The 22,480-nt window shown below is 61.3% G+C and carries 11 protein-coding genes, 2 tRNA genes and 3 rRNA genes; 13 read left to right on the top strand and 3 right to left on the bottom strand.

The features are described 5' to 3' along the window. Positions 1–609: 609 nt before the first annotated feature. The 6 genes from DWF74_RS06005 (at position 610) to mrdA (ending at position 7,955) form a co-directional block, all read left to right on the top strand. Positions 610–2,148 (top strand): 16S ribosomal RNA (locus DWF74_RS06005). Between the two features lie 123 nt (positions 2,149–2,271). Continuing rightward, positions 2,272–2,348, top strand: a tRNA-Ile gene (locus tag DWF74_RS06000). A 10-nt stretch (positions 2,349–2,358) separates the two neighbouring features. Then, positions 2,359–2,434 (top strand) — tRNA-Ala (locus DWF74_RS05995). Positions 2,435–2,655: 221 nt separating this feature from the next. After that, positions 2,656–5,547 (top strand): 23S ribosomal RNA (locus tag DWF74_RS05990). 139 nt (positions 5,548–5,686) lie between these two features. Beyond that, positions 5,687–5,802 (top strand): 5S ribosomal RNA (gene rrf, locus DWF74_RS05985). The 16S, 23S and 5S rRNA genes sit together here with 2 tRNA genes alongside, the layout of an rRNA operon. Positions 5,803–6,062: 260 nt before the next feature. Then, positions 6,063–7,955 carry a penicillin-binding protein 2 gene (gene mrdA, locus DWF74_RS05980; protein ID WP_115580592.1) on the top strand — a complete coding sequence of 631 codons (1,893 nt, stop codon included), beginning with the start codon at positions 6,063–6,065 and terminating at the stop codon, positions 7,953–7,955. A 57-nt stretch (positions 7,956–8,012) separates the two neighbouring features. On the opposite strand, the gene DWF74_RS05975 is transcribed toward mrdA, so the two are convergent. Beyond that, the gene (locus DWF74_RS05975; RefSeq protein WP_115580591.1) at positions 8,013–8,948 is read right to left on the bottom strand and encodes a LysR family transcriptional regulator; all 936 of its coding nucleotides are present in this window, start codon (positions 8,946–8,948) and stop codon (positions 8,013–8,015) included. A 176-nt stretch (positions 8,949–9,124) separates the two neighbouring features. Between DWF74_RS05975 and DWF74_RS05970 the strand changes: the two genes are divergently transcribed. The 7 genes from DWF74_RS05970 (at position 9,125) to qhpG (ending at position 18,637) form a co-directional block, all read left to right on the top strand. After that, a complete protein-coding gene (locus DWF74_RS05970; RefSeq protein WP_115580590.1) occupies positions 9,125–10,438 on the top strand; it encodes an MFS transporter in 1,314 nt (437 codons plus the stop codon). Positions 10,439–10,457: 19 nt separating this feature from the next. Beyond that, positions 10,458–11,687 (top strand): Zn-dependent hydrolase, encoded by a 1,230-nt coding sequence (locus tag DWF74_RS05965; RefSeq protein ID WP_115582427.1) that lies wholly within the window; start codon positions 10,458–10,460, stop codon positions 11,685–11,687. Between the two features lie 10 nt (positions 11,688–11,697). After that, the gene (locus DWF74_RS05960) at positions 11,698–12,723 is read left to right on the top strand and encodes a histone deacetylase family protein (RefSeq protein ID WP_115580589.1); all 1,026 of its coding nucleotides are present in this window, start codon (positions 11,698–11,700) and stop codon (positions 12,721–12,723) included. A 314-nt stretch (positions 12,724–13,037) separates the two neighbouring features. Next, on the top strand, positions 13,038–14,942 hold the full coding sequence (locus DWF74_RS05955; protein ID WP_115580588.1) for a sigma-54-dependent Fis family transcriptional regulator: 1,905 nt from the start codon (positions 13,038–13,040) through the stop codon (positions 14,940–14,942). Continuing rightward, on the top strand, positions 14,942–16,660 hold the full coding sequence (locus DWF74_RS05950) for an ABC transporter ATP-binding protein (protein WP_115580587.1): 1,719 nt from the start codon (positions 14,942–14,944) through the stop codon (positions 16,658–16,660). Before DWF74_RS05955 ends, DWF74_RS05950 begins: the two co-directional genes overlap by 1 nt. Beyond that, positions 16,650–17,333 carry a subtilisin-like serine protease QhpE gene (gene qhpE / locus DWF74_RS05945; RefSeq protein ID WP_102861795.1) on the top strand — a complete coding sequence of 228 codons (684 nt, stop codon included), beginning with the start codon at positions 16,650–16,652 and terminating at the stop codon, positions 17,331–17,333. The genes DWF74_RS05950 and qhpE overlap by 11 nt, the downstream gene beginning before the upstream one ends. Then, the gene (gene qhpG, locus DWF74_RS05940) at positions 17,318–18,637 is read left to right on the top strand and encodes a flavin-dependent monooxygenase QhpG (RefSeq protein WP_115580586.1); all 1,320 of its coding nucleotides are present in this window, start codon (positions 17,318–17,320) and stop codon (positions 18,635–18,637) included. Before qhpE ends, qhpG begins: the two co-directional genes overlap by 16 nt. Positions 18,638–18,692: 55 nt before the next feature. On the opposite strand, the gene DWF74_RS05935 is transcribed toward qhpG, so the two are convergent. Further along, positions 18,693–20,576, bottom strand: a complete 1,884-nt coding sequence (locus DWF74_RS05935) for an amidohydrolase (RefSeq protein ID WP_115580585.1) — start codon at positions 20,574–20,576, stop codon at positions 18,693–18,695. A 191-nt stretch (positions 20,577–20,767) separates the two neighbouring features. Further along, positions 20,768–22,258: an aldehyde dehydrogenase family protein gene (locus DWF74_RS05930; RefSeq protein ID WP_115580584.1), complete on the bottom strand. Its 1,491-nt coding sequence runs from the start codon at positions 22,256–22,258 to the stop codon at positions 20,768–20,770. Positions 22,259–22,480: the final 222 nt, after the last annotated feature.

Here is a 22,480-nt window from a genome sequence, read left to right as displayed (position 1 = left end):
TTTTTTGCGCCTCTATATAGACGCTGCCGGCAGGGCTTTTTGCGTTGAATCATAGAAAATGCAAATTAAGTGTTGACGGCAGATTCTACAGGTCTATAATTCGCCCCACTTCCGGCGCAGTCGAAACGGAAAACTCCTTGAGATTCAACGAGTTACGCGGTTTTCGGCAGCGGTTACGCTTCAGTTCATCGAGGCCAGAAGCAGTTGGTAAGGCAGTGTGTTTTCGCCTTATTAACGATTCGATCCTCTCGGTCGAAAGCGGTTAAAAAGAGGTGTTGACAGCAGCGTGTAACGCTGTAGAATTCGCCTCCCGCTAACGAGAGATCGGAAGCGCAAGTGGTTGAAGTTAAAAAGGAAACTTTGAAAACTTCTTAAAAAAATCACTTGACAGCAAATGAGGCTGCTGTAAAATGCGCGCCTCGGTTGAGACGAAAGATCTTAACCAACCGCTCTTTAACAACTGAATCAAGCAATTCGTGTGGGTGCTTGTGGAGTCAGACTGATAGTCAAAAAGATTATCAGCATCACAAGTTACTCCGCGAGAAATCAAAGATGTAACCAACGATTGCTGAGCCAAGTTTAGGGTTTTCTCAAAACCCAAAGATGTTTGAACTGAAGAGTTTGATCATGGCTCAGATTGAACGCTGGCGGCAGGCCTAACACATGCAAGTCGAGCGGCAGCACGGGTACTTGTACTTGGTGGCGAGCGGCGGACGGGTGAGTAATGCCTAGGAATCTGCCTAGTAGTGGGGGATAACGTCCGGAAACGGGCGCTAATACCGCATACGTCCTACGGGAGAAAGTGGGGGATCTTCGGACCTCACGCTATTAGATGAGCCTAGGTCGGATTAGCTAGTTGGTGAGGTAATGGCTCACCAAGGCGACGATCCGTAACTGGTCTGAGAGGATGATCAGTCACACTGGAACTGAGACACGGTCCAGACTCCTACGGGAGGCAGCAGTGGGGAATATTGGACAATGGGCGAAAGCCTGATCCAGCCATGCCGCGTGTGTGAAGAAGGTCTTCGGATTGTAAAGCACTTTAAGTTGGGAGGAAGGGCAGTTACCTAATACGTGATTGTTTTGACGTTACCGACAGAATAAGCACCGGCTAACTCTGTGCCAGCAGCCGCGGTAATACAGAGGGTGCAAGCGTTAATCGGAATTACTGGGCGTAAAGCGCGCGTAGGTGGTTTGTTAAGTTGGATGTGAAAGCCCCGGGCTCAACCTGGGAACTGCATCCAAAACTGGCAAGCTAGAGTATGGTAGAGGGTGGTGGAATTTCCTGTGTAGCGGTGAAATGCGTAGATATAGGAAGGAACACCAGTGGCGAAGGCGACCACCTGGACTGATACTGACACTGAGGTGCGAAAGCGTGGGGAGCAAACAGGATTAGATACCCTGGTAGTCCACGCCGTAAACGATGTCAACTAGCCGTTGGGAGCCTTGAGCTCTTAGTGGCGCAGCTAACGCATTAAGTTGACCGCCTGGGGAGTACGGCCGCAAGGTTAAAACTCAAATGAATTGACGGGGGCCCGCACAAGCGGTGGAGCATGTGGTTTAATTCGAAGCAACGCGAAGAACCTTACCAGGCCTTGACATCCAATGAACTTTCTAGAGATAGATTGGTGCCTTCGGGAACATTGAGACAGGTGCTGCATGGCTGTCGTCAGCTCGTGTCGTGAGATGTTGGGTTAAGTCCCGTAACGAGCGCAACCCTTGTCCTTAGTTACCAGCACGTTATGGTGGGCACTCTAAGGAGACTGCCGGTGACAAACCGGAGGAAGGTGGGGATGACGTCAAGTCATCATGGCCCTTACGGCCTGGGCTACACACGTGCTACAATGGTCGGTACAAAGGGTTGCCAAGCCGCGAGGTGGAGCTAATCCCATAAAACCGATCGTAGTCCGGATCGCAGTCTGCAACTCGACTGCGTGAAGTCGGAATCGCTAGTAATCGCGAATCAGAATGTCGCGGTGAATACGTTCCCGGGCCTTGTACACACCGCCCGTCACACCATGGGAGTGGGTTGCACCAGAAGTAGCTAGTCTAACCTTCGGGAGGACGGTTACCACGGTGTGATTCATGACTGGGGTGAAGTCGTAACAAGGTAGCCGTAGGGGAACCTGCGGCTGGATCACCTCCTTAATCGACGACATCAGCTGCTTCATAAGCTCCCACACGAATTGCTTGATTCATTGAAGAAGACGATAGAAGCAGCTTTAAGCTCCAAGCTGATAGCTCCAAGCTAACAGTTACAAGCTCGAAATTGGGTCTGTAGCTCAGTTGGTTAGAGCGCACCCCTGATAAGGGTGAGGTCGGCAGTTCGAATCTGCCCAGACCCACCAATTTTGTTATGGGGCCATAGCTCAGCTGGGAGAGCGCCTGCCTTGCACGCAGGAGGTCAGCGGTTCGATCCCGCTTGGCTCCACCATAAACTGCTTCTGAAAGCTTAGAAATGAGCATTCTGCTTGAATGTTGATTTCTAGTCTTTTGATTAGATCGTTCTTTAAAAATTTGGGTATGTGATAGAAAGATAGACTGAACGTTACTTTCACTGGTAACGGATCAGGCTAAGGTAAAATTTGTGAGTTAAATTGCAAATTTTCGGCGAATGTCGTCTTCATAGTATAACCAGATTGCTTGGGGTTATATGGTCAAGTGAAGAAGCGCATACGGTGGATGCCTTGGCAGTCAGAGGCGATGAAAGACGTGGTAGCCTGCGATAAGCTTCGGGGAGTCGGCAAACAGACTTTGATCCGGAGATCTCTGAATGGGGGAACCCAGCCATCATAAGATGGTTATCTTGTACTGAATACATAGGTGCAAGAGGCGAACCAGGGGAACTGAAACATCTAAGTACCCTGAGGAAAAGAAATCAACCGAGATTCCCTTAGTAGTGGCGAGCGAACGGGGACTAGCCCTTAAGTGGCTTTGAGATTAGCGGAACGCTCTGGAAAGTGCGGCCATAGTGGGTGATAGCCCTGTACGCGAAAATCTCTTAGTCATGAAATCGAGTAGGACGGGGCACGAGAAACCTTGTCTGAATATGGGGGGACCATCCTCCAAGGCTAAATACTACTGACTGACCGATAGTGAACTAGTACCGTGAGGGAAAGGCGAAAAGAACCCCGGAGAGGGGAGTGAAATAGATCCTGAAACCGTATGCGTACAAGCAGTGGGAGCAGACTTTGTTCTGTGACTGCGTACCTTTTGTATAATGGGTCAGCGACTTATTTTCAGTGGCGAGCTTAACCGAATAGGGGAGGCGTAGCGAAAGCGAGTCTTAATAGGGCGTCTAGTCGCTGGGAATAGACCCGAAACCGGGCGATCTATCCATGGGCAGGTTGAAGGTTAGGTAACACTGACTGGAGGACCGAACCGACTACCGTTGAAAAGTTAGCGGATGACCTGTGGATCGGAGTGAAAGGCTAATCAAGCTCGGAGATAGCTGGTTCTCCTCGAAAGCTATTTAGGTAGCGCCTCATGTATCACTGTAGGGGGTAGAGCACTGTTTCGGCTAGGGGGTCATCCCGACTTACCAAACCGATGCAAACTCCGAATACCTACAAGTGCCGAGCATGGGAGACACACGGCGGGTGCTAACGTCCGTCGTGAAAAGGGAAACAACCCAGACCGTCAGCTAAGGTCCCAAAGTTATGGTTAAGTGGGAAACGATGTGGGAAGGCTTAGACAGCTAGGAGGTTGGCTTAGAAGCAGCCACCCTTTAAAGAAAGCGTAATAGCTCACTAGTCGAGTCGGCCTGCGCGGAAGATGTAACGGGGCTCAAACCATACACCGAAGCTACGGGTATCACGTAAGTGATGCGGTAGAGGAGCGTTCTGTAAGCCTGTGAAGGTGAGTTGAGAAGCTTGCTGGAGGTATCAGAAGTGCGAATGCTGACATGAGTAACGACAATGGGTGTGAAAAACACCCACGCCGAAAGACCAAGGTTTCCTGCGCAACGTTAATCGACGCAGGGTTAGTCGGTCCCTAAGGCGAGGCTGAAAAGCGTAGTCGATGGAAAACAGGTTAATATTCCTGTACTTCTAGTTATTGCGATGGAGGGACGGAGAAGGCTAGGCCAGCTTGGCGTTGGTTGTCCAAGTTTAAGGTGGTAGGCTGGAATCTTAGGTAAATCCGGGGTTCTAAGGCCGAGAGCTGATGACGAGTTACCTTTTAGGTGACGAAGTGGTTGATGCCATGCTTCCAAGAAAAGCTTCTAAGCTTCAGATAACTAGGAACCGTACCCCAAACCGACACAGGTGGTTGGGTAGAGAATACCAAGGCGCTTGAGAGAACTCGGGTGAAGGAACTAGGCAAAATGGCACCGTAACTTCGGGAGAAGGTGCGCCGGTGAGGGTGAAGGACTTGCTCCGTAAGCTCATGCCGGTCGAAGATACCAGGCCGCTGCGACTGTTTATTAAAAACACAGCACTCTGCAAACACGAAAGTGGACGTATAGGGTGTGACGCCTGCCCGGTGCCGGAAGGTTAATTGATGGGGTTAGCTAACGCGAAGCTCTTGATCGAAGCCCCGGTAAACGGCGGCCGTAACTATAACGGTCCTAAGGTAGCGAAATTCCTTGTCGGGTAAGTTCCGACCTGCACGAATGGCGTAACGATGGCGGCGCTGTCTCCACCCGAGACTCAGTGAAATTGAAATCGCTGTGAAGATGCAGTGTATCCGCGGCTAGACGGAAAGACCCCGTGAACCTTTACTATAGCTTTGCACTGGACTTTGAATTTGCTTGTGTAGGATAGGTGGGAGGCTTTGAAGCGTGAACGCCAGTTTGCGTGGAGCCATCCTTGAAATACCACCCTGGCAACTTTGAGGTTCTAACTCAGGTCCGTTATCCGGATCGAGGACAGTGTATGGTGGGTAGTTTGACTGGGGCGGTCTCCTCCTAAAGAGTAACGGAGGAGTACGAAGGTGCGCTCAGACCGGTCGGAAATCGGTCGTAGAGTATAAAGGCAAAAGCGCGCTTGACTGCGAGACAGACACGTCGAGCAGGTACGAAAGTAGGTCTTAGTGATCCGGTGGTTCTGTATGGAAGGGCCATCGCTCAACGGATAAAAGGTACTCCGGGGATAACAGGCTGATACCGCCCAAGAGTTCATATCGACGGCGGTGTTTGGCACCTCGATGTCGGCTCATCACATCCTGGGGCTGAAGCCGGTCCCAAGGGTATGGCTGTTCGCCATTTAAAGTGGTACGCGAGCTGGGTTTAGAACGTCGTGAGACAGTTCGGTCCCTATCTGCCGTGGACGTTTGAGATTTGAGAGGGGCTGCTCCTAGTACGAGAGGACCGGAGTGGACGAACCTCTGGTGTTCCGGTTGTCACGCCAGTGGCATTGCCGGGTAGCTATGTTCGGAAAAGATAACCGCTGAAAGCATCTAAGCGGGAAACTTGCCTCAAGATGAGATCTCACTGGGATCTTGAATCCCCTAAAGGGCCGTCGAAGACTACGACGTTGATAGGTTGGGTGTGTAAGCGCTGTGAGGCGTTGAGCTAACCAATACTAATTGCCCGTGAGGCTTGACCATATAACACCCAAGCAATTTGCTTAAGAAGCGAGTTGCGGTGTGTGAAGACGAAACAAACCGAAAGTTTGCACAACACACAAATCTATTACATACCCATTCGCTGGCACGTTGCACAAGCAACGGACTGGCTACCGAATTTCTTGACGACCATAGAGCGTTGGAACCACCTGATCCCATCCCGAACTCAGAAGTGAAACGATGCATCGCCGATGGTAGTGTGGGGTTTCCCCATGTGAGAGTAGGTCATCGTCAAGATTAAATTCCGAAACCCCAATTGCGAAAGCAATTGGGGTTTTGTTTTTGCGCGGAGAAAAAGCCAAGTCCTACAGCGACCAGAAAGGACATTGCCCACGCATAGCCCCACAACCGCAGTGAGGGCCAGCACCATTGATCACTCGTGATGGAAATCCCCTCTAAAACAGTGAGTGGTTTTTGCTATGGTGCAGCTCTTTTTAAGGACTTGAGTTCACCCGCACGGATCAGCGTCGACCTCTATTCAACGAGAAGTTGTAGCAATGCCCGAAGCGATTCCGATCAAGGACCACGAAAAAGAGAGCCGCCTGGTCAACAAGCGCCTGCTCGCCTGCGCTATGTTGGTGGTGGCCATTACTTGCGCCTTGGTAGGACGCATGTACTTCCTGCAGGTGGTGGAGTTCGACTATCACTCCACCGTCTCGGAAAACAACCGTGTCCACGTGCTGCCGATCACCCCGACCCGCGGGCTGATCTATGACCGCAATGGCGTGGTCCTGGCGGACAACCGCCCCAGCTTCAACCTCACCATCACCCGCGAACGCACCACTGATCTCAAAGGCGAGTTGGACACGGTGATCGACCTGCTGCACCTGCCGCCAGAGGATCGAACCCTGTTTGACAAGGAAATGAAGCAGGCCCGCCACCCCTTCGTCCCCGTGACCCTGTTCTACGAGCTCACCGAAGAGCAGATCGCCGTCCTTGCGGTCAACGAGTACCGCCTGCCAGGACTGGATGTGCAAGCCCAGTTCGTCCGCCATTACCCCATGGGCGCCCACTTTGCCCACTCCATCGGCTACGTTGGACGGATCAACGAGAAAGAAGCCAAGACCCTGGACTCGGTGGAATACCGTGGCACTCAGTCCATTGGCAAGACGGGCGTCGAGAAGTTCTATGAGTCCGAGTTGCACGGTCACGTCGGCTATGAAGAGGTGGAGACCAACGCCCAGGGGCGGGTCATGCGCGTGCTCAAACACACCGATCCTATCCCTGGGAAGAACATCGTCCTGAGCCTGGATATCAAGCTCCAGGAAGCTGCCGAAGAGGCCCTGGGGGACCGTCGCGGCTCAGTGGTGGCCCTCGAACCCGCCACGGGCGAAGTACTGGCCATGGTCAGCAAGCCAAGCTTTGACCCAAACCTGTTCGTCACCGGCATCAGCTTCAAGCAATACGCGGCACTGCACGACTCCATCGACCGCCCGCTGTTCAACCGGGTGCTGCGCGGCCTCTACGCACCGGGTTCCACCATCAAGCCAGAAGTGGCGATTGCCGGCCTCGACACCGGCGTGGTGACCGCCTCGACCCGAGTCTTCGATCCCGGTTACTACCAATTGCCGGACTTCGATCACAAATACCGCAACTGGAACCACAGCGGCGATGGTTGGGTGGATATGGACGCAGCGATCATGCGCTCCAACGACACCTACTTCTACGATCTGGCCCACAAGCTCGGCATCGACCGCCTGCACGACTACATGGCGATGTTCGGTCTGGGTCAGAAAGTCTCTCTGGACATGTTCGAGGAATCCCCCGGGTTAATGCCATCCCAAGACTGGAAGCGCGCCACCCGCCGCCAGCCCTGGTTCCCGGGGGAAACCGTGATCCTCGGCATTGGTCAGGGCTACATGCAGGTCACGCCGCTGCAACTGGCCCAGGCCACAGCGCTGATCGCCAACAAGGGCGTGTGGAACCGCCCACACCTGGCCAAGACCATCGATGGCATGGCTCCGGTGGATGAGCACCCAATGCCCAACATCCTGCTGAAGAACCCCCACGACTGGGATCAGGTCAGCCACGGTATGCAGATGGTGATGCACGACCCGCGGGGCATCGCCCGTGCTGCCGCCGCCGGTGCGCAGTACCGCATCGCCGGCAAGAGCGGCACCGCCCAGGTGGTGGCGATCAAGCAGGGCGAACGCTATGACCGCCTCAAGACCCGCGAGCGCAACCGCGACAACGCCTTGTTCGTTGGCTTCGCCCCCGCCGAGCACCCACAGATCGTAATTGCGGTCATGATCGAGAACGGTGAGGCCGGCGGCCGGGTCGCCGGGCCCGTGGTGCGACAGATCATGGACGCCTGGCTGCTGGACCAGAACGGCCACCTCAAGCCGCAATACGCTACACCCGCCAAGGCACCTGGCGATCCCCACGTCTGACTCATTGCAACACCGGGCTGTCCGGCATCTTGTGAGTCCGCCCGAGCGTCCCTTGCCTCACTGAGCGGTGAGGCGTTCCTGCAGCAGCTCCAGGAACAGCACCTCGGCACGGCTCATGCGTTGTTCACGGTTCCACAGCAGATGGATGTCGACATCGGCGATGCCGTCGTGGGGCGGCAGGCGCCACAGCAGCCTGGCGTCGACATCGGCCGCCACCACGTGCTCAGGCAGGCAGCCGATGCCAAACCCGGCGATCACCAGGCGCCGTACCTCCTCCAGGCTCGGCGACGACGCGACGATGCGCCCGCTGAAGCCTTGCTGGTCACGGAAGATGGTCAGCGGCGAGAGCATGCCGCCGATCTGGTCGCTGGTAAAACTGACGAAGTTCTCTCGCTGCAGATCGCCCTCGGCCACGTCCTGGCGCCCGAACAACGGGTGATGCTTGCCGCAAAAAAATGCGTAGCGCTGCCGCAGGAACAGCCGTTGTTCCAGGCGTGGCTGTGGCCGCCGATTAAGGCTCAGGCCCAGGGTCGCGGTCTTCTCTTGCAGGGCGCTGACGATATCCGAACTGCGCATCACCTCCACCTCCAGGTCGACGCGCGGATGCAGGCGATGGAAGTCGGCCAGAAAGTCATCGAAACGCTCATTGAGTATCCGGCTGATGATCAACAGCCGCACCTTGCCGATCACCTCGTCGGCGGGTTGCTCTAGCACGCTGCTGACCTGGGACATCTGGCCGTAGATTTCTCCGGCCAGGGCAAAGATCTGTTCGCCCACTTCAGTCAGGGCAAAGCGCGGCCCGCGCCGGGCGATCAACTGTCGTCCCAGCTGTTCTTCCAGGCGCTTGAGGGCTTGGCTCACTGCCGGTTGGGTCAGGTGCAGGCGTGCCGCTGCGCGACTGATGCTCAGTTCCTGGCCGATCACCCGGAAGGTGCGCAGCAGGTTCCAGTCGAGGCGGTCATTGAGCAGGCGTCGGGCATCGCGGTCGGACATGGCAGGGCTCTGGATCGGGATCTAGGCGAATAATAAGCGAGGATAATAATCGAGATAACCAATAGAAAATTGACTAATTATCCGGCGAAACGGATAAATCCCCCCAGACGGACGCCCACAGAAGCCCCTGCGCTTGACCCTTTCTCCTGCCACAAAAATAACCAAAGGAGCCAACCATGAAGCCTTCCGCTTCGCCGCAGCCACGTCGGGCCGCGGCCGCCGCCTTTATCGGCACCATGATCGAGTGGTACGACTTCTACATCTACGCCACCGCTGCGGCGCTGGTGTTCGGTGCCTTGTTCTTCCCCTCCGACGACAAACTGTTCAGCACCATGGCCGCCTTCGGAACCTTCGCCGTGGGCTTCTTCGCCCGGCCCCTGGGGGGCATCATCTTCGGCCATATCGGCGACCGTATCGGCCGCAAGAAATCCCTGGTCATCACCTTGCTGATGATGGGCGTGGTCACGGTGTGCATCGGCCTGTTGCCGACTTATGCACAGATCGGCGCCCTGGCCCCGGTGCTGCTGATCCTGCTGCGCATCGTCCAGGGCATTGCCGTGGGAGGCGAGTGGGGCGGGGCGGTGCTGATGGCCGGCGAACATGCGCCCAAGGGCCGGCGCAACTTCTTCGCCTCCTTCGCGCAATTGGGCAGCCCGGCGGGTTTGATCCTCTCGTTACTGGCCTTCAGCGCCGTGACCCGCCTGCCCGAGGACGCGTTGATGAGCTGGGGCTGGCGCCTGCCGTTCCTCGCCAGCGCGTTGTTGCTGCTGGTAGGCCTGGCGATTCGCCTGGGGGTCAACGAGTCGCCGGAGTTTCTCGCCAGCCGCGAGCAGGCGGCCAAATCGCTGCGCAAGGAACAGGCACCTGTGATGCAAGTGCTGCGCACGGCCTGGCGTCCACTGCTGCTGTGCATCGGCGCCAATACCCTGGGGATCGCCGGGGTGTATTTCACCAACACCTTCATGATTGCCTACACCACCCAGCAACTGGAGATTCCCCGTTCGCTGATTCTCGAATGCCTGTTCGTGGTGGCGATCATCCAGTTCTGCATCCAGCCCCTGGCGGCCTGGACCGCCGAGAAAATCGGCGCCACGCGCTTTCTATGCCTGGTGTCAGTACTGGCCATGGCCTCGCCCTATCCGATGTTCGTCCTGGTGAGTTCCGGCCAGGCGCCGCTGATGATCCTCGGCATCGCCCTGGCAGTGGTGTGCATGGCCTCCTTCTACGCGGTGATCGCCGGTTACGTCAGCGGCATGTTCGAGACGCGGGTGCGCTACACCGCGATCTCTCTGGCCTATCAAGTCTGCGGTGCCCTGGCCGGTGGCCTGACCCCGCTGATCGGCACCTGGCTGGCCCATCGGTTTATTGGCCAATGGTGGCCGATGGCGCTGTTCTACAGCCTGATCGCTGCCGTTTCGCTGATCTGCGTGCTGGCCCTGGCACGCCGGCATGCTCACGCCCATCGCCTGGAAATGGCATCCCACGCCTGATTGTCTGGAGAATCTGATGATGTTGAAAATCAATGGCCAGCGCCTCTGGGCGAGCCTGATGGCCATGGCCGAAATTGGCGCCACCGCTCGCGGCGGCAGCTGCCGCCTGGCCCTGAGCGATGAAGACCGGGCCGGGCGCGAGCTCTTCGCTCACTGGTGTACAGAAGCCGGCATGACCCTGAGCGTCGACCCCATCGGCAACCTGTTTGCCCGGCGGCCCGGCAGTGACCCGCACGCAGCCCCAGTGATGATGGGCAGCCACCTCGACACCCAGCCCGAAGGCGGGCGCTTTGATGGCGTGTACGGGGTGCTGGCCGGCCTGGAGGTGGTGCGAAGCCTCAATGACCTGGGCATCCAGACCCGCAAGCCCCTGGAAGTGGCGGTGTGGACCAACGAGGAGGGCGCGCGTTTCACTCCGGCGATGTTCGGCTCGGCGGTGTTCACCGGGGTCATGGCCCTGGACGCCGCCCTGGCGGTGCGCGACGCCGATGGCATCAGCGTTGCCCAGGCCCTGCAGCGCACCGGTTACGCCGGCAATCGGCCTTTGGGCGGGACGGTGGATGCCTATTTCGAAGCCCATATCGAGCAGGGCCCGATCCTTGAAGACAACGCCAAGAGCATCGGCGTGGTCAGTGGCGGTCAGGCGATCCGCTGGCTCGACGTTCAGGTTGAAGGCAGGGCCGCCCACGCCGGCACCACGCCGATGTCACTGCGCAAGGATGCTCTGTATGGCGCCGCGCAGATGATCCTCGCCGTGGAGCAGGTGGCAGCGGATTTTGCCCCGCAAGGCCTGACCACTGTCGGTGAGCTGAGCGTTGCCAAGTCGTCGCGCAATACCATTCCCGGGCGGCTGACCTTCACCGTCGACCTGCGCCATCACCATGATCAACAGATCACTGCCATGGAGCAGCAGGTTGAGGAACGCCTGGAGCGCATTGCCCGGCAGCGCGGGCTCAAGGTCCGCATCGACCGCCGTTGGCTCAGCCCGGCCACGCCCTTTGATGCCGAGTGCGTGGCGGCGGTGCAGCAGGCGGTGGACGGGCTGGGCTATCCTCATCAGTCCATCGTCAGTGGCGCGGGCCACGACGCCATCTTGCTGGCGCGCTATTGCCCCACCGCCATGGTGTTCATTCCCTGTGTCGGTGGCTTGAGTCATAACGAAGCCGAAGACGTGTTGCCCGAGGACGTGTGCCAGGGCGCCGATGTATTGCTTAATGCCGTGCTGGCCCGTGCCGGCCGGGTGGCCTGAGGAGACCTTGATGCGCAGTTTTTTCCACCCTGAACAATTGCTTCACCATCCCCGCAGCTATTACTCCCGGGGCCAGCTGCGCACGCCTCAGGAAGTCCCCGAGCGCGCCCAGCGCCTGGTGCAGGCGGCGCATTCCCTGAGCTTTGCGGTGTGCCAACCCGAGGACGCCGGTCTGCAGCCGTTGCTGGCGGTGCACAGTGCGCCGTACCTGAAATTCCTGGAGGAGGCTTACCCGCACTGGAATGAAATTCCCGAGGACTGGGGTGACGAAGTCATGTCCAACATCTTCGTGCGTGAGCCCAATGCCCTGCGCGGGGTCCTCGCCCAGGCCGCTTGCTACCTGGCCGACGGCAGTTGTCCGGTGGGCGAACAGACTTGGCGCTCGGCCTACTGGTCGGCGCAGAGCGCCATCGCCGGGGCCCGTGCCCTGCTGGATGGCGAACCTGCTGCCTATGCCTTGTGCCGCCCGCCGGGCCACCATGCCCGGGCCGAAGCCGCGGGTGGTTTCTGCTACTTGAACAACGCGGCGATCGCCGCTCAGGTTCTGCGGGAAAAATTCTCCCGGGTCGCGGTGCTGGATACCGATATGCATCACGGCCAGGGCATTCAGGAAATCTTCTACGAGCGGGACGACGTGCTTTACGTGTCGGTGCATGGTGACCCCACCAACTTTTACCCCGGGGTCAGTGGTTTTGCCGAAGAGCGCGGCAGCGGCGCGGGGGAGGGCTATAACCTCAACCTGCCGATGGCCCATGGCGCCAGCGAAGCGGACTTTCTCGCCCGCCTGGAACAGGCCCTGGCCGCGGTGAGGGCATTCGGCGCTGAGGTGCTGGTGCTGTCTCTGGGGTTCGACATCTACGAGCTCGATCCGCAAAGCAAGGTCGCGGTGACCCGAGACGGCTTCGCCATCCTTGGCCAGCGCATCCGCAGCCTTGGCCTGCCGTGCCTGATTGTCCAGGAGGGGGGTTACCACCTTGACAGCCTGGAAGACAACGCCCGCGCCTTCTTTGCCGACAGCGCCGCCTGGTCCCTTTAGGACCGGCCGGACGGCGTTTCGCCCGAAGGCCTTTTCGCCGGCAAGCCAGCTCCTGCAGCAGGGGCTGGCAGGAGGCGTAGGGTACTTGCCATTTGCTTTACGTTAACGTCAAGATGCTCGGGCGCCCGTCCCACTGGCGCAGGTTTTGCTTGATCTCGAATGACAGGGTAAGCAATGCAGGGCTGCCCGATGATCCGGGCAAAGCCCCTTTACTGCCCTCTGAACCCGGTGTAGACATTGACCACGGCTTGCGTGCCTCGCGCAATCCAAGGGAGTGGAGCGGGTATAGCGGGCGGACCGATTCGGAGCGCTTGATGACTCTTATAAAAACAACAAAGGGTGAGCAGCAACACGAAGCCCGGCTGGCCCGGGAGCGGCTGCACCTGGAAGGCGAGATCCCCGACGGGGTCCTGCGTGCGGAAATCGATGCTTCATGGCGGCGCAGCCTGAGCCATGGCGTGCACTTTGGCAGCCAGCATCAACTGACCCTGGAATCTGGCGCCAGCCTCGACGTGCTGCTGGCCAGCAACCGCCTGTTGCTGGACGCGGCAACCCCGGCCATCGACTACCTGAACCAGCATCAAGGCAAGGACGGCCTGATCATCCTGGCCAATGCCGACGCCACCATCCTGGCCATCGAAGGCCGCGCCGACCGGCTCAAGGACAGCGGCGTGCAGGACATCACCCTCGGCGCCTGCTGGAGCGAGGCCACCCGTGGCACCAACGCCCTGGGCACGGCCCTGGTGGAAGCCCGGCCGACCCTGATCGATTGCGGCGAACACTACCTGGATCGCCTCAGCCATTTCTCCTGCACATCGGTGCCCATCCAATGCCCCCAGGGCGAGATCCTCGGCGTTCTTGACCTGACCCGCGAAGGCCCCCTGGGCCGCGTCCAGGACAGCACCGCACTGTTGTCCATGGCGGTCAGCCAGATCGAGGCGCGGGTGTTCCATGCCTCCTACCCGGAGCAGATCGTCCTGGCCTTCCACAGTCGTCGGCAATACCTCGAATCGCCCTGGCAAGGTCTGCTGGCCCTGAGCCTGGGCGGGCAGATTCTTGCGGTCAGCGGCCAGGCCTGCCAGTTGCTCAACGCCCCGCGCGCGGCCCTGGTGGGACGGCGTTGCGAAGAGTTCCTCGGGCTCGACGGCCTGCAACTGCTGGCCCGCCTGCAGCAAGGCGCCGTGGGCAGCCTGCAGACCGCCAAGGGCGAGCTGTTCTACAAGGCCCTGCGGGCACCGCAGCCATCGCTGAACCTGCACCGCACGCCCCGCAGCACACCGAAAGCCACGCCCATGCCCCAGGACCTGGAAGCCCTGGCCGGGGGCAACAGCCGCTACGCCCGCACCCTGCGCATGGCCCGCCAGGGCCTGGCCAACGGCTTGCCAGTGCTGTTGCTGGGAGAGACCGGCACCGGCAAGGAGGTCCTGGCCCGGGCCCTGCATCGTGCGGGCAGTCGTGCCGAGAAACCCTTTGTCGCGGTCAACTGCGCGGCGATTCCCGAAGGCCTGATCGAGTCGGAGCTGTTCGGCTACCGCGAAGGCGCCTTCACCGGCTCGCGCCGCGGCGGCATGATCGGACGCCTGCAACAGGCCCACGGTGGCACCTTGTTCCTCGATGAGATCGGCGACATGCCCCTGGCCCTGCAAGCCCGCCTGCTGCGAGTGCTGCAAGACCGCAAGGTAGCGCCTCTGGGAGCCGGTGAGGAGCAGGACATCGACATTGCCCTGATCTGCGCCACCCACCGCGACCTCAAGCAGCAAGTGCAGGACCAGGCCTTTCGCGAAGACCTGTTCTACCGGGTCAACGGCATCAGCGTGCTGCTGCCGGCCCTGCGTGAACGCGAAGACCTGCAGCCGCTGGTGGACAGCCTGCTGGCCAGGCTCGGCGGCGCCGACGTGAGCCTCAGCGACGAACTGCGCCGGCTGCTGACGGACTACCACTGGCCGGGCAATATCCGCCAGTTGGAGATGGTCCTGCGCACCGCCCTGGCCCTGCGCGAAGAGGGCGAGTGCCACATCGGCCTGGAACATCTGCCCGACAGCATGCTCGACGATCTGCAGGCCAGCGAGCGGCCGCAGACCGGTAGCATCCGCGAGAACGAGCTGGAGCTGATCCGCAGTGCCCTGGACAACCATCAGGGCAATGTCTCGGCGGCTGCGGACGCCCTGGGCATCAGCCGCGCGACCCTGTACCGCAAGCTCAAGCAGTTGCGCGCCTGATGCGGCGCCTGATCACCCGGCTGGTGGACAGCCGCGACCCCCAGGCCCTGAGTGCCGCCCTGGGCTGGCTCTACAGTTTCGTGCGGCCCCATCGGCTGGCCATCGGTGGCCTGCTGGGGCTGTCGGTGTGCGCCTCGTTGCTGGTGCTGGTGCAACCCTGGCTGACCAAGCTGCTGATCGACGACGGCCTGCTGGCCCGGGACTTCTCCAAACTGGTGCTGATCGCCGGCTTGATGATCCTTGCCGGTCTGCTGGGCACGCTGTTGTCCGGGGTCAATCGCTACCTGCATACGCGCCTGTCCGGACGCATCCTGTTCGCCCTGCGCGACGACCTCTACCGCCATCTGCAACGACTGTCGCCGAGCTTCTACGGGCAGCGGCGAATCGGCGACCTGATGTCGCGCCTGGACGGCGATGTGGCGGAGATCCAGCGCTTTGCCGTCGACTCATTGTTTTCCGCAGTGTCCAGCGTGATCGGTCTTGTCGTCGCCCTGGCCATGCTCCTGACCCTGTCCTGGCAACTCTCGCTGCTGGCCCTGGTGTTGATTCCCCTGGACGTGCTCTGGCTGCGCTGGATGCGGCGCAAGGTGGAGCGCGATGTGCGCCAGTTGCGCGAGCGTTCCGCGGACATGTCTTCGTTCATGGTGGAAACCCTGCCGGTGATGAAGTTCATCCAGAGCGCCGGCCAGCAGCAACGGGAGGCTCAGCGCCTGGACCGCCTCGGCCAGGGCTACATGAGCCAGTTGCTCAAGCTGCAGGTCACCGAGTTCTTCACCCAGGCGGTGCCCGGCACCCTGACCTCATTGTCCCGGGCCTGCGCCTTCCTGATTGGCGGTTACTGGGTGGTGCAGGGCACCTGGCAACTGGGGGCGCTGATTGCCTTCTCCACCTACCTGGGCATGGCGGTGGGACCGGTGCAGAGCCTGCTGGGACTGTATGTGGCGATCCAGCGCATGACCGTGAGCCTGGGCCGGGTCATGGAACTGCGCGGTGAGGAGCCGGACATCAGCGCCCCCGTAGCGCCCTTGCCGGTGCCGGACAACGGCGAGCTGCACTTCAAGGATGTGCACTTCAGTCATCCGGGGCGCGGCTCGACCCTCAAGGGCATCGAAGCGCGGATTCCCTATGGCCTCAAGGTCGCCCTGAGCGGCACTTCGGGGGCCGGTAAAAGCACCCTGATCGACCTCTTGCAGCGCCATCACGACCCCCAGTCCGGGCAGGTGCTGCTGGGGGGCATCGACCTGCGTCAACTGGACCTGGCGCAACTGCGCCGTCAGGTGGCGGTGGTCAGCCAGGACATCGTGCTGTTTCGCGGCAGCCTGGCGGACAACCTGGCCTACAGCGTGCCCGCTGCCAGCCGCGAGGCCGTGGCCGAAGTGGCGCGGCTGGCGCAACTGCAGGGGCTGATCGAGTCCCTGCCCGAGGGCCTGGACAGCCCCCTGGGCGAGCGTGGCCAGCAGCTGTCCGGCGGGCAGAAACAACGCATCGCCATCGCCCGTGCATTGCTCCAGGACCCGATGATCCTGGTGCTGGACGAAGCCACTTCGGCGGTGGACGAGGCCACCGAGCGCGAGGTGATCGACGCCATCGACCGCCTGTTCGCCGGGCGCACGCGCATCCTCATCAGCCACCGGCCTTCGACCCTGGCCGACGCAGACCTGCGTTTCGAGTTGCTCGACGGTGTATTGCACAGCGTGGTGGTGGCCCATGAAGCCTGAGCTGCGCATCGGCGTGATCGACAGCGGCCATGCCCCTCATCAACGGGTGGTGGCCGGTCGGCGTTTCTTTCTGCTGGGCGAAGGCATGGGCGAGGGCGAGTTGCAGCAGGACGCCCTCGGTCATGGCAGCGCGATCATCGAGGCCATCGGGCAGCGCGCGCCCGATGCCCAGCTGTATCTGGCCCAGGTGTTCGATCAGCGCGGAGTCACCAGTGCCGCGCAAGTCAGTGCCGCCCTGTATTGGCTGCTGGAACAGGATGTACGCCTGATCAACCTCAGCCTCGGGCTGCGCCAGGATCGCGATTCACTGCGCGCCGCCTGCGCCGAGGCCGTGGCACGCGGCGTGCTGCTCTGCGCGTCCAGCCCGGCCCAGGGCGAGCCGGTATTCCCGGCCCGCTATCCCGGCGTGTTGCGGGTTACCGGCGATGCGCGTTGCAGTGCGCAGCAATGGTCCTGGCTGAACACGGCCCAGGCCGATTTCGCCGCCTGCGTGCGCGCCGGCCGCCCGGGGCCGTCCGGCGCCAGCCTGGGCTGTGCCGCCTTGAGCGGGCATATCGGTGCCTACCTCAAGACCCAGCCCGGCGCGAGCAATCTGCAGGTGCGCCAGTGGCTGCAGGAGCAGGCCGCCTACCAGGGGCCCGAGCGCCGGAGCGTGCCATGCAAACGATCCTGATCCTGGGGGCGGGGCCGGCCGGCGCGGCGGTGGCCCTGGGGCTGCGGCGCCTCGGTTACCCGGTGACCCTGATCAGCGACTGGCGGCGTTTTGCGGCGCTGGAAGGGGTCTCGCTGCGGGTGCTGGAAGCCTTGCGCGGCGCCGGTCTGGAGTCGGCACTGGCCCAGGCCCTGCATCCTTCCCAGCGGCAAGTGGCGTGGAACGGCGCGCAGCATGCACAGAACATCGAATACCTGCTGGATCGCCCGACGTTCGACCGTGGCCTGCGCGATGCCCTGCATCAGGCCGGGGTGACGCTGATCCAGGGCCGTGTACTTAGGGTGCAGTCCACGGCGCTCGGGCATCGGGTGCAGGTGCAGGGGCACGAGGAGCTGCTCGGCGAGTTCCTGGTCGAAGCCCGCGGGCGTCAGGCGCCTGCGCTGGACAAGGCCCTGCAGCACGGCGTCGGAAACGGTCGGCGAGGCCCGGAAACCCTCAGCCTGCTCAACCGCTGGCAAGGGCCGTCTGGCACTGCCGCCAGTGCCGTGCACAGCCTGGAGGACGGCTGGGCCTGGATGGCCCGGCGCAGCGACGGCCAGTGCTACTGGCAACTGACCCTGGATGTGGCCAGCGCCGCACTGCCGGGCAAGGCGCAGTTGCTGGAGTACTGCCGTCAGCGCCGTCAGGCGTCTGCCCTGGTCGCGGATTTTTTTGCCGGCGCTGCCGAACATGATCTGCAGCTGCACGCCCGTAGCAGCACGGCCATTCTCTGCCCCCAGGTGTGCGGCGCTAACTGGTTGCGGGTCGGGGATGCGGCCATGGCGGTGGACCCGCTGTCTGGCAATGGCATCTTCCAGTCCCTGTCCTCGGCCCTGCAGGCACCGGCGGTGATCAACACCCTGTTGCAGCGGCCGGAGCGCAGAGCCCTGGCCGGGCGCTTTCATCAGCAACGGGTGGAGCAGCTGTTCCTGCGCTTTGCGCGTATTGGCCGGGATTTCTACGCCGACGAGCAGCGCTGGCCCGAGCAACCGTTCTGGCAGGCCCGCCGGCACTGGCCGGACCAGCAGCCGGCGCACGCGGCCGTGGACTTTGCCGCCCTGCGTATCGAGCACGCCCCGGTCCTGCGCGATGGCCTGGTGGATGAAGCCGAAGTGGTGATCACCCCGGACCAGCCCCTGGGTATCTGGCATGTGCAGGGTGTGGAGCTGGCGCCGTTGTTGCGCCGCTTGCAGCACCAGCCCCCGAACCAGGCCCTGGCGGACCTGAGCCCGGAGCAGGGGCGGGTGGTGCGGGGCTGGTTGCTGGCCCAGGGCTATCGACCCTGAACCCGCCGTGCACAAGCGAGCGGGCTCAGGTTCACTGCCCTGAGGGTAGGTTCAGTTAGCGCTGGTACACCCGCTGGCCGCCTTTCCAGGTCTGGTAGACCTGGATGTCCCTGATGCCGGTAGCCGGAATGTTTTCGTCGAGCGGGTCCTGTTCGAGAATCACCAGGTCGGCGAAGTTGTTGTCCTGCAACGACCCCATCCAGCGCTCGGCGTGGCATTGCCAGGCGGCATCGTAGGTGATGGCTTTCAGCGCCTCTTGGCGAGACAGGCATTCGCCAGCGTTGAGCACCGGGTAGTCTTCAGGGTTCTGCAGGACCGGATACGGCGATTGTGTACTACGGATGCCCTCCATCTTGCGGGTCACGGCCTGCTCCATGGAGCGCAGGGGGCCCAGTGGGGTGACCGTGCAGTCGCTGTGCAGGGAAATGCGCAGATTGTGCTTGAGGGCCGATTTGCACAGGTCGAGCATGGTCTCGGCCCGCTGCTCGAAAATCGCCTGTTGGAAGGAGTAGCCCCAGTAACCGACATGCCCGATCAGGAAGCTCGGTGACAGCCCCAGCTGTTTCATGCGCTCAAGACTGTCCGCGTTCAGCAGCGAGCAGTGTTCGATGCGATGGCGCTTTTCCAGGCCGTTACCGTCCTTGAAGGCCCCTGCGTAGGCTTGCAGGGTGAAGTCGATGGCTCGGTCGCCGTTGGCATGAATCATCAGGGGCCAGCCGGTCTCGACCGCTTTGCTGACCAGGGTCTGGTAGGCCACGGGGAGGGTTTGTGGCTCTGGCTGCTGCTCGTCGCAGACATTGAAATTGCCCCGGCGGGGGGTGGTTTCACAGCAATAGTCCACGCTCTGGTAGCCGGTCAGGCCCTGGTTGGAGCCGTCTGATACCAGCTTCACCGAGCCCTGGTAGATGCGTTTGGCTTCTTCGCGGGTGGCGGGTCGATAGGGTGGCAGGCTTTGCAGGCTTTTGGCGGAGCCGTCGCAGGCGGCGGCGTAACCGATCCGCAGATTCCTGGGATGAGTCAGGAAGTAGGCGTCTAGCACCAGTCTTGAGATGGGGTCCATCATGGCGTCGTACAGCAGGGTGATTCCGCGTTGCGTGGCGGTGTTGAAGTAGTCTTTGAGGTGCTTGAAGATCTTCAGCATCTGCAACTGCTGCTGGACCGGAATGGAGCGAATGGCGTGCAGGATTTCACGCTCCTGCAACAGGCCTTTGTTGGCTTTGACGCCGGTCTTGCGAAAGACCGCTTCGCTCGCCGCACTGTTCATGTAGGCGGTGTGCATCGACGCACTGATCAGCAGGATCGGGCGCTCGGCGTCGATGCTGTCCAGGTTACCGATCTCTTCATCGAAGCCACAGCCCAGGGTTATGAGTTGGTTCAGGCCACCTTCCACCTTCTTGAACGGCATCAAGGCCGGATCGACCATGCGCCCGAGAATCCATGACGAAGGGTCTTTGACCGGGGCACTGCGCAGGGTCTCGACCAACCAGTTCCAATCGTAGGTTTCTCGCAGGCGTTGTCGCTCTTGATCGAACGCGCCCACCGGTATCCAGTCTTCCATGGCGCAGCTCTGCACGATGTGCGCGTGGGGCTCGACCAGGCCCGGAAGCAGGGTCCTGCCTTCCAGCGACTGGACCCTGTAGGCGATGCCCAGGGCTCGCAGGCGGGATTCGACGTCGGCCAGGGTGCCTGAGGCGACCACATCGCCGGCGTGGATGCCCAGTGCCTCGACCCGCTCGTCCATGTTGCCGTTGCGTAGCGGATAGATGTGGCCATGGGTGAAGACGATGGATTCGCCACCCGTTTCAAGGCCCGGGCCATGGGCGTTGGCAGGCTGGCCCGTCAGATGGCCGGCGGGGTTCAGGCTGTGCTTCAAGGCCTCCCAGATCGGGTTGTGGCATCCACACTGGATGTGGTCGTGATCATTTCCATTCGATCCCATGATGCGTTCCTCGGCGGTGCGATGGTATGAGGGGTACAGGAAGAGGGGCCGGGCTCCTTGTACCAGCTGTCGAGCGGGCCCGGGCTGAGCGTAGCAGCGCTTTGAGTGAAGGCCGGGGGGCGTCGAAAAAATCGGGCGCCCCTGGCGATGACGCTGAACGTCCGGAGGGGGGAGGCTGTGCCAGCCACGGATCAGAGCTTGATCAGCACCGATTTCAGTTCGGTGTAGTGCTCGATGGCCGCGTGGCCCATTTCCCGGCCGAGCCCGGACATCTTGTAGCCGCCGAACGGCAGTGCCGGGTCCAGGGCGCTGTGGCAATTGACCCACACCGAGCCGGACTTGATCTTCGGAATCATCCGGTGCACCGCTGCCAGATCGTTGGACCAGATGCTTGCGCCCAGGCCATAGGGGCTGTCGTTGGCCAGGCGCAGGGCGTCGGCCTCGTCGTCGAAGGGAATCGCCACCAGCACCGGGCCGAAGATTTCTTCCTGGACCAGCGAGTGCTTCTGGTCGACATCGACGATCACCGTCGGCTTGACGAAATACCCCGGGCCGAACTGCTCGCCGCCACAGGCAATGGTGGCGCCGCTGTCCCGGCCCATCTCGATGTAGCGATAGACCCGTTCCTGCTGGCGCGCGGAAATCAGCGGGCCCATCTCGACGCTGGCGTCCAGGCCGTTGCCCAGCTTCATGGCATTGGCGATGCCGGCAATGTCGGCCACCACGTTGTCGAAGTGCTTGCGCTGCACATACAGCCGCGAGCCGGCGCAGCACACTTGGCCCTGGTTGAAGAAGATCGCGCTGGCAGCCCCGGCGGCGGCACTGCCCAGGTCGGCGTCGGCCATGACGATGGTCGGCGATTTGCCCCCCAGCTCCAGGGTGACCCGGGTCATGGAGTCCATGGCGATCTTGCCGATTTCCTTACCCACGGCGGTGGAGCCGGTGAAGGTCAGTTTGTCCACCAGAGGGTTGTGGGTCAGGGCGCTGCCGGCGGTGATGCCGGTGCCGGTGACCACGTTGAACACGCCGTCGGGGTAGCCGGCTTCCTGCACCAGTTCTGCCAGTTTCAACGCACTGAGCGGGGTTTCATCCGCCGGCTTGAGCACCAGGGTGCAACCGGTGGCCAGGGCCGGGCCGAGTTTCCAGCAGGCCAGCAGCAAGGGGAAGTTCCAGGCGACGATGGCGCCGACCACGCCCACCGCTTCGCGACGGATGAAACTGTGGAACTGGTCGTCGGGCATCAGCGGCAGCGAGACCTCGACGCTTGAACCCTCGATCTTGGTCGCCCAGCCGGCCATGTAGCGCAAGAAGTCGATGGACAATTGCACGTCCATGGCCTGGGCCACAGCGGCGCTCTTGCCATTGTTCAGGCATTCCAGCTGGGCCAGCAGTTCGGCGTCGCGCTGCATCAGGTCGGCGAGTTTCCACAGCAGGTTCTGCCGCTCCCGGGGACGGGTGCGGGTCCAGGGCGAGTCGTCGAAAGCCTGGCGCGCTGCCAGCACTGCGCGGTCGACATCGTCCACCGTGGCCCGGGGCACCAGGCACAGCTGTTCGCCGGTGGCGGGGTTGCGCAGGGGCATGGTCTGGCCATCGGCGGCCTCGACCCAGTGGGCGCCGATCAACATGCGCGGGGCGCGCTGGATAAACGCCGTGGTAGCGGCGAGCAGTGGGGCAATAGCCATGGCGAAGCCTCTTGTTGTAGGTGAGGCAGGGTCTTTCGCAATGGCTATGCCAGTTCCGTCGTGGCGGCGTGGCCTCGGGATTGCGGGGGCTTGGGCACGCTGCCGAGGCTGGCGCGGCGGTGGCTTTTCGCAAACTGCGACAGCCCGGTGAGATTCAAGAGACGCGCCGGTTCGTCGGTCTGGGCCCATGACCGCAAGCCTGGGGCGAAGCGGCTCAGAGTG

The sequence above is a fragment of the Pseudomonas protegens genome (assembly GCF_003363755.1).
In the GTDB taxonomy this organism is placed as follows: domain Bacteria; phylum Pseudomonadota; class Gammaproteobacteria; order Pseudomonadales; family Pseudomonadaceae; genus Aquipseudomonas; species Aquipseudomonas danubii.
This window is presented reverse-complemented; position numbering and strand designations above follow the sequence as displayed.

Bases quoted from the DNA above. Each gene is read 5' to 3' on its own strand.
- DWF74_RS05970 (WP_115580590.1), top strand. From the start codon at position 9,125: ATGAAGCCTTCCGCTTCGCCGCAGCCACGTCGGGCCGCGGCCGCCGCC.
- DWF74_RS05950 (WP_115580587.1), top strand. From the start codon at position 14,942: ATGCGGCGCCTGATCACCCGGCTGGTGGACAGCCGCGACCCCCAGGCC.
- DWF74_RS05975 (WP_115580591.1), bottom strand. From the start codon at position 8,948: ATGTCCGACCGCGATGCCCGACGCCTGCTCAATGACCGCCTCGACTGG.
- qhpG (WP_115580586.1), top strand. From the start codon at position 17,318: ATGCAAACGATCCTGATCCTGGGGGCGGGGCCGGCCGGCGCGGCGGTG.
- DWF74_RS05965 (WP_115582427.1), top strand. From the start codon at position 10,458: ATGTTGAAAATCAATGGCCAGCGCCTCTGGGCGAGCCTGATGGCCATG.
- DWF74_RS05960 (WP_115580589.1), top strand. From the start codon at position 11,698: ATGCGCAGTTTTTTCCACCCTGAACAATTGCTTCACCATCCCCGCAGC.
- DWF74_RS05955 (WP_115580588.1), top strand. From the start codon at position 13,038: ATGACTCTTATAAAAACAACAAAGGGTGAGCAGCAACACGAAGCCCGG.
- qhpE (WP_102861795.1), top strand. From the start codon at position 16,650: ATGAAGCCTGAGCTGCGCATCGGCGTGATCGACAGCGGCCATGCCCCT.
- DWF74_RS05935 (WP_115580585.1), bottom strand. From the start codon at position 20,576: ATGGGATCGAATGGAAATGATCACGACCACATCCAGTGTGGATGCCAC.
- DWF74_RS05930 (WP_115580584.1), bottom strand. From the start codon at position 22,258: ATGGCTATTGCCCCACTGCTCGCCGCTACCACGGCGTTTATCCAGCGC.
- mrdA (WP_115580592.1), top strand. From the start codon at position 6,063: ATGCCCGAAGCGATTCCGATCAAGGACCACGAAAAAGAGAGCCGCCTG.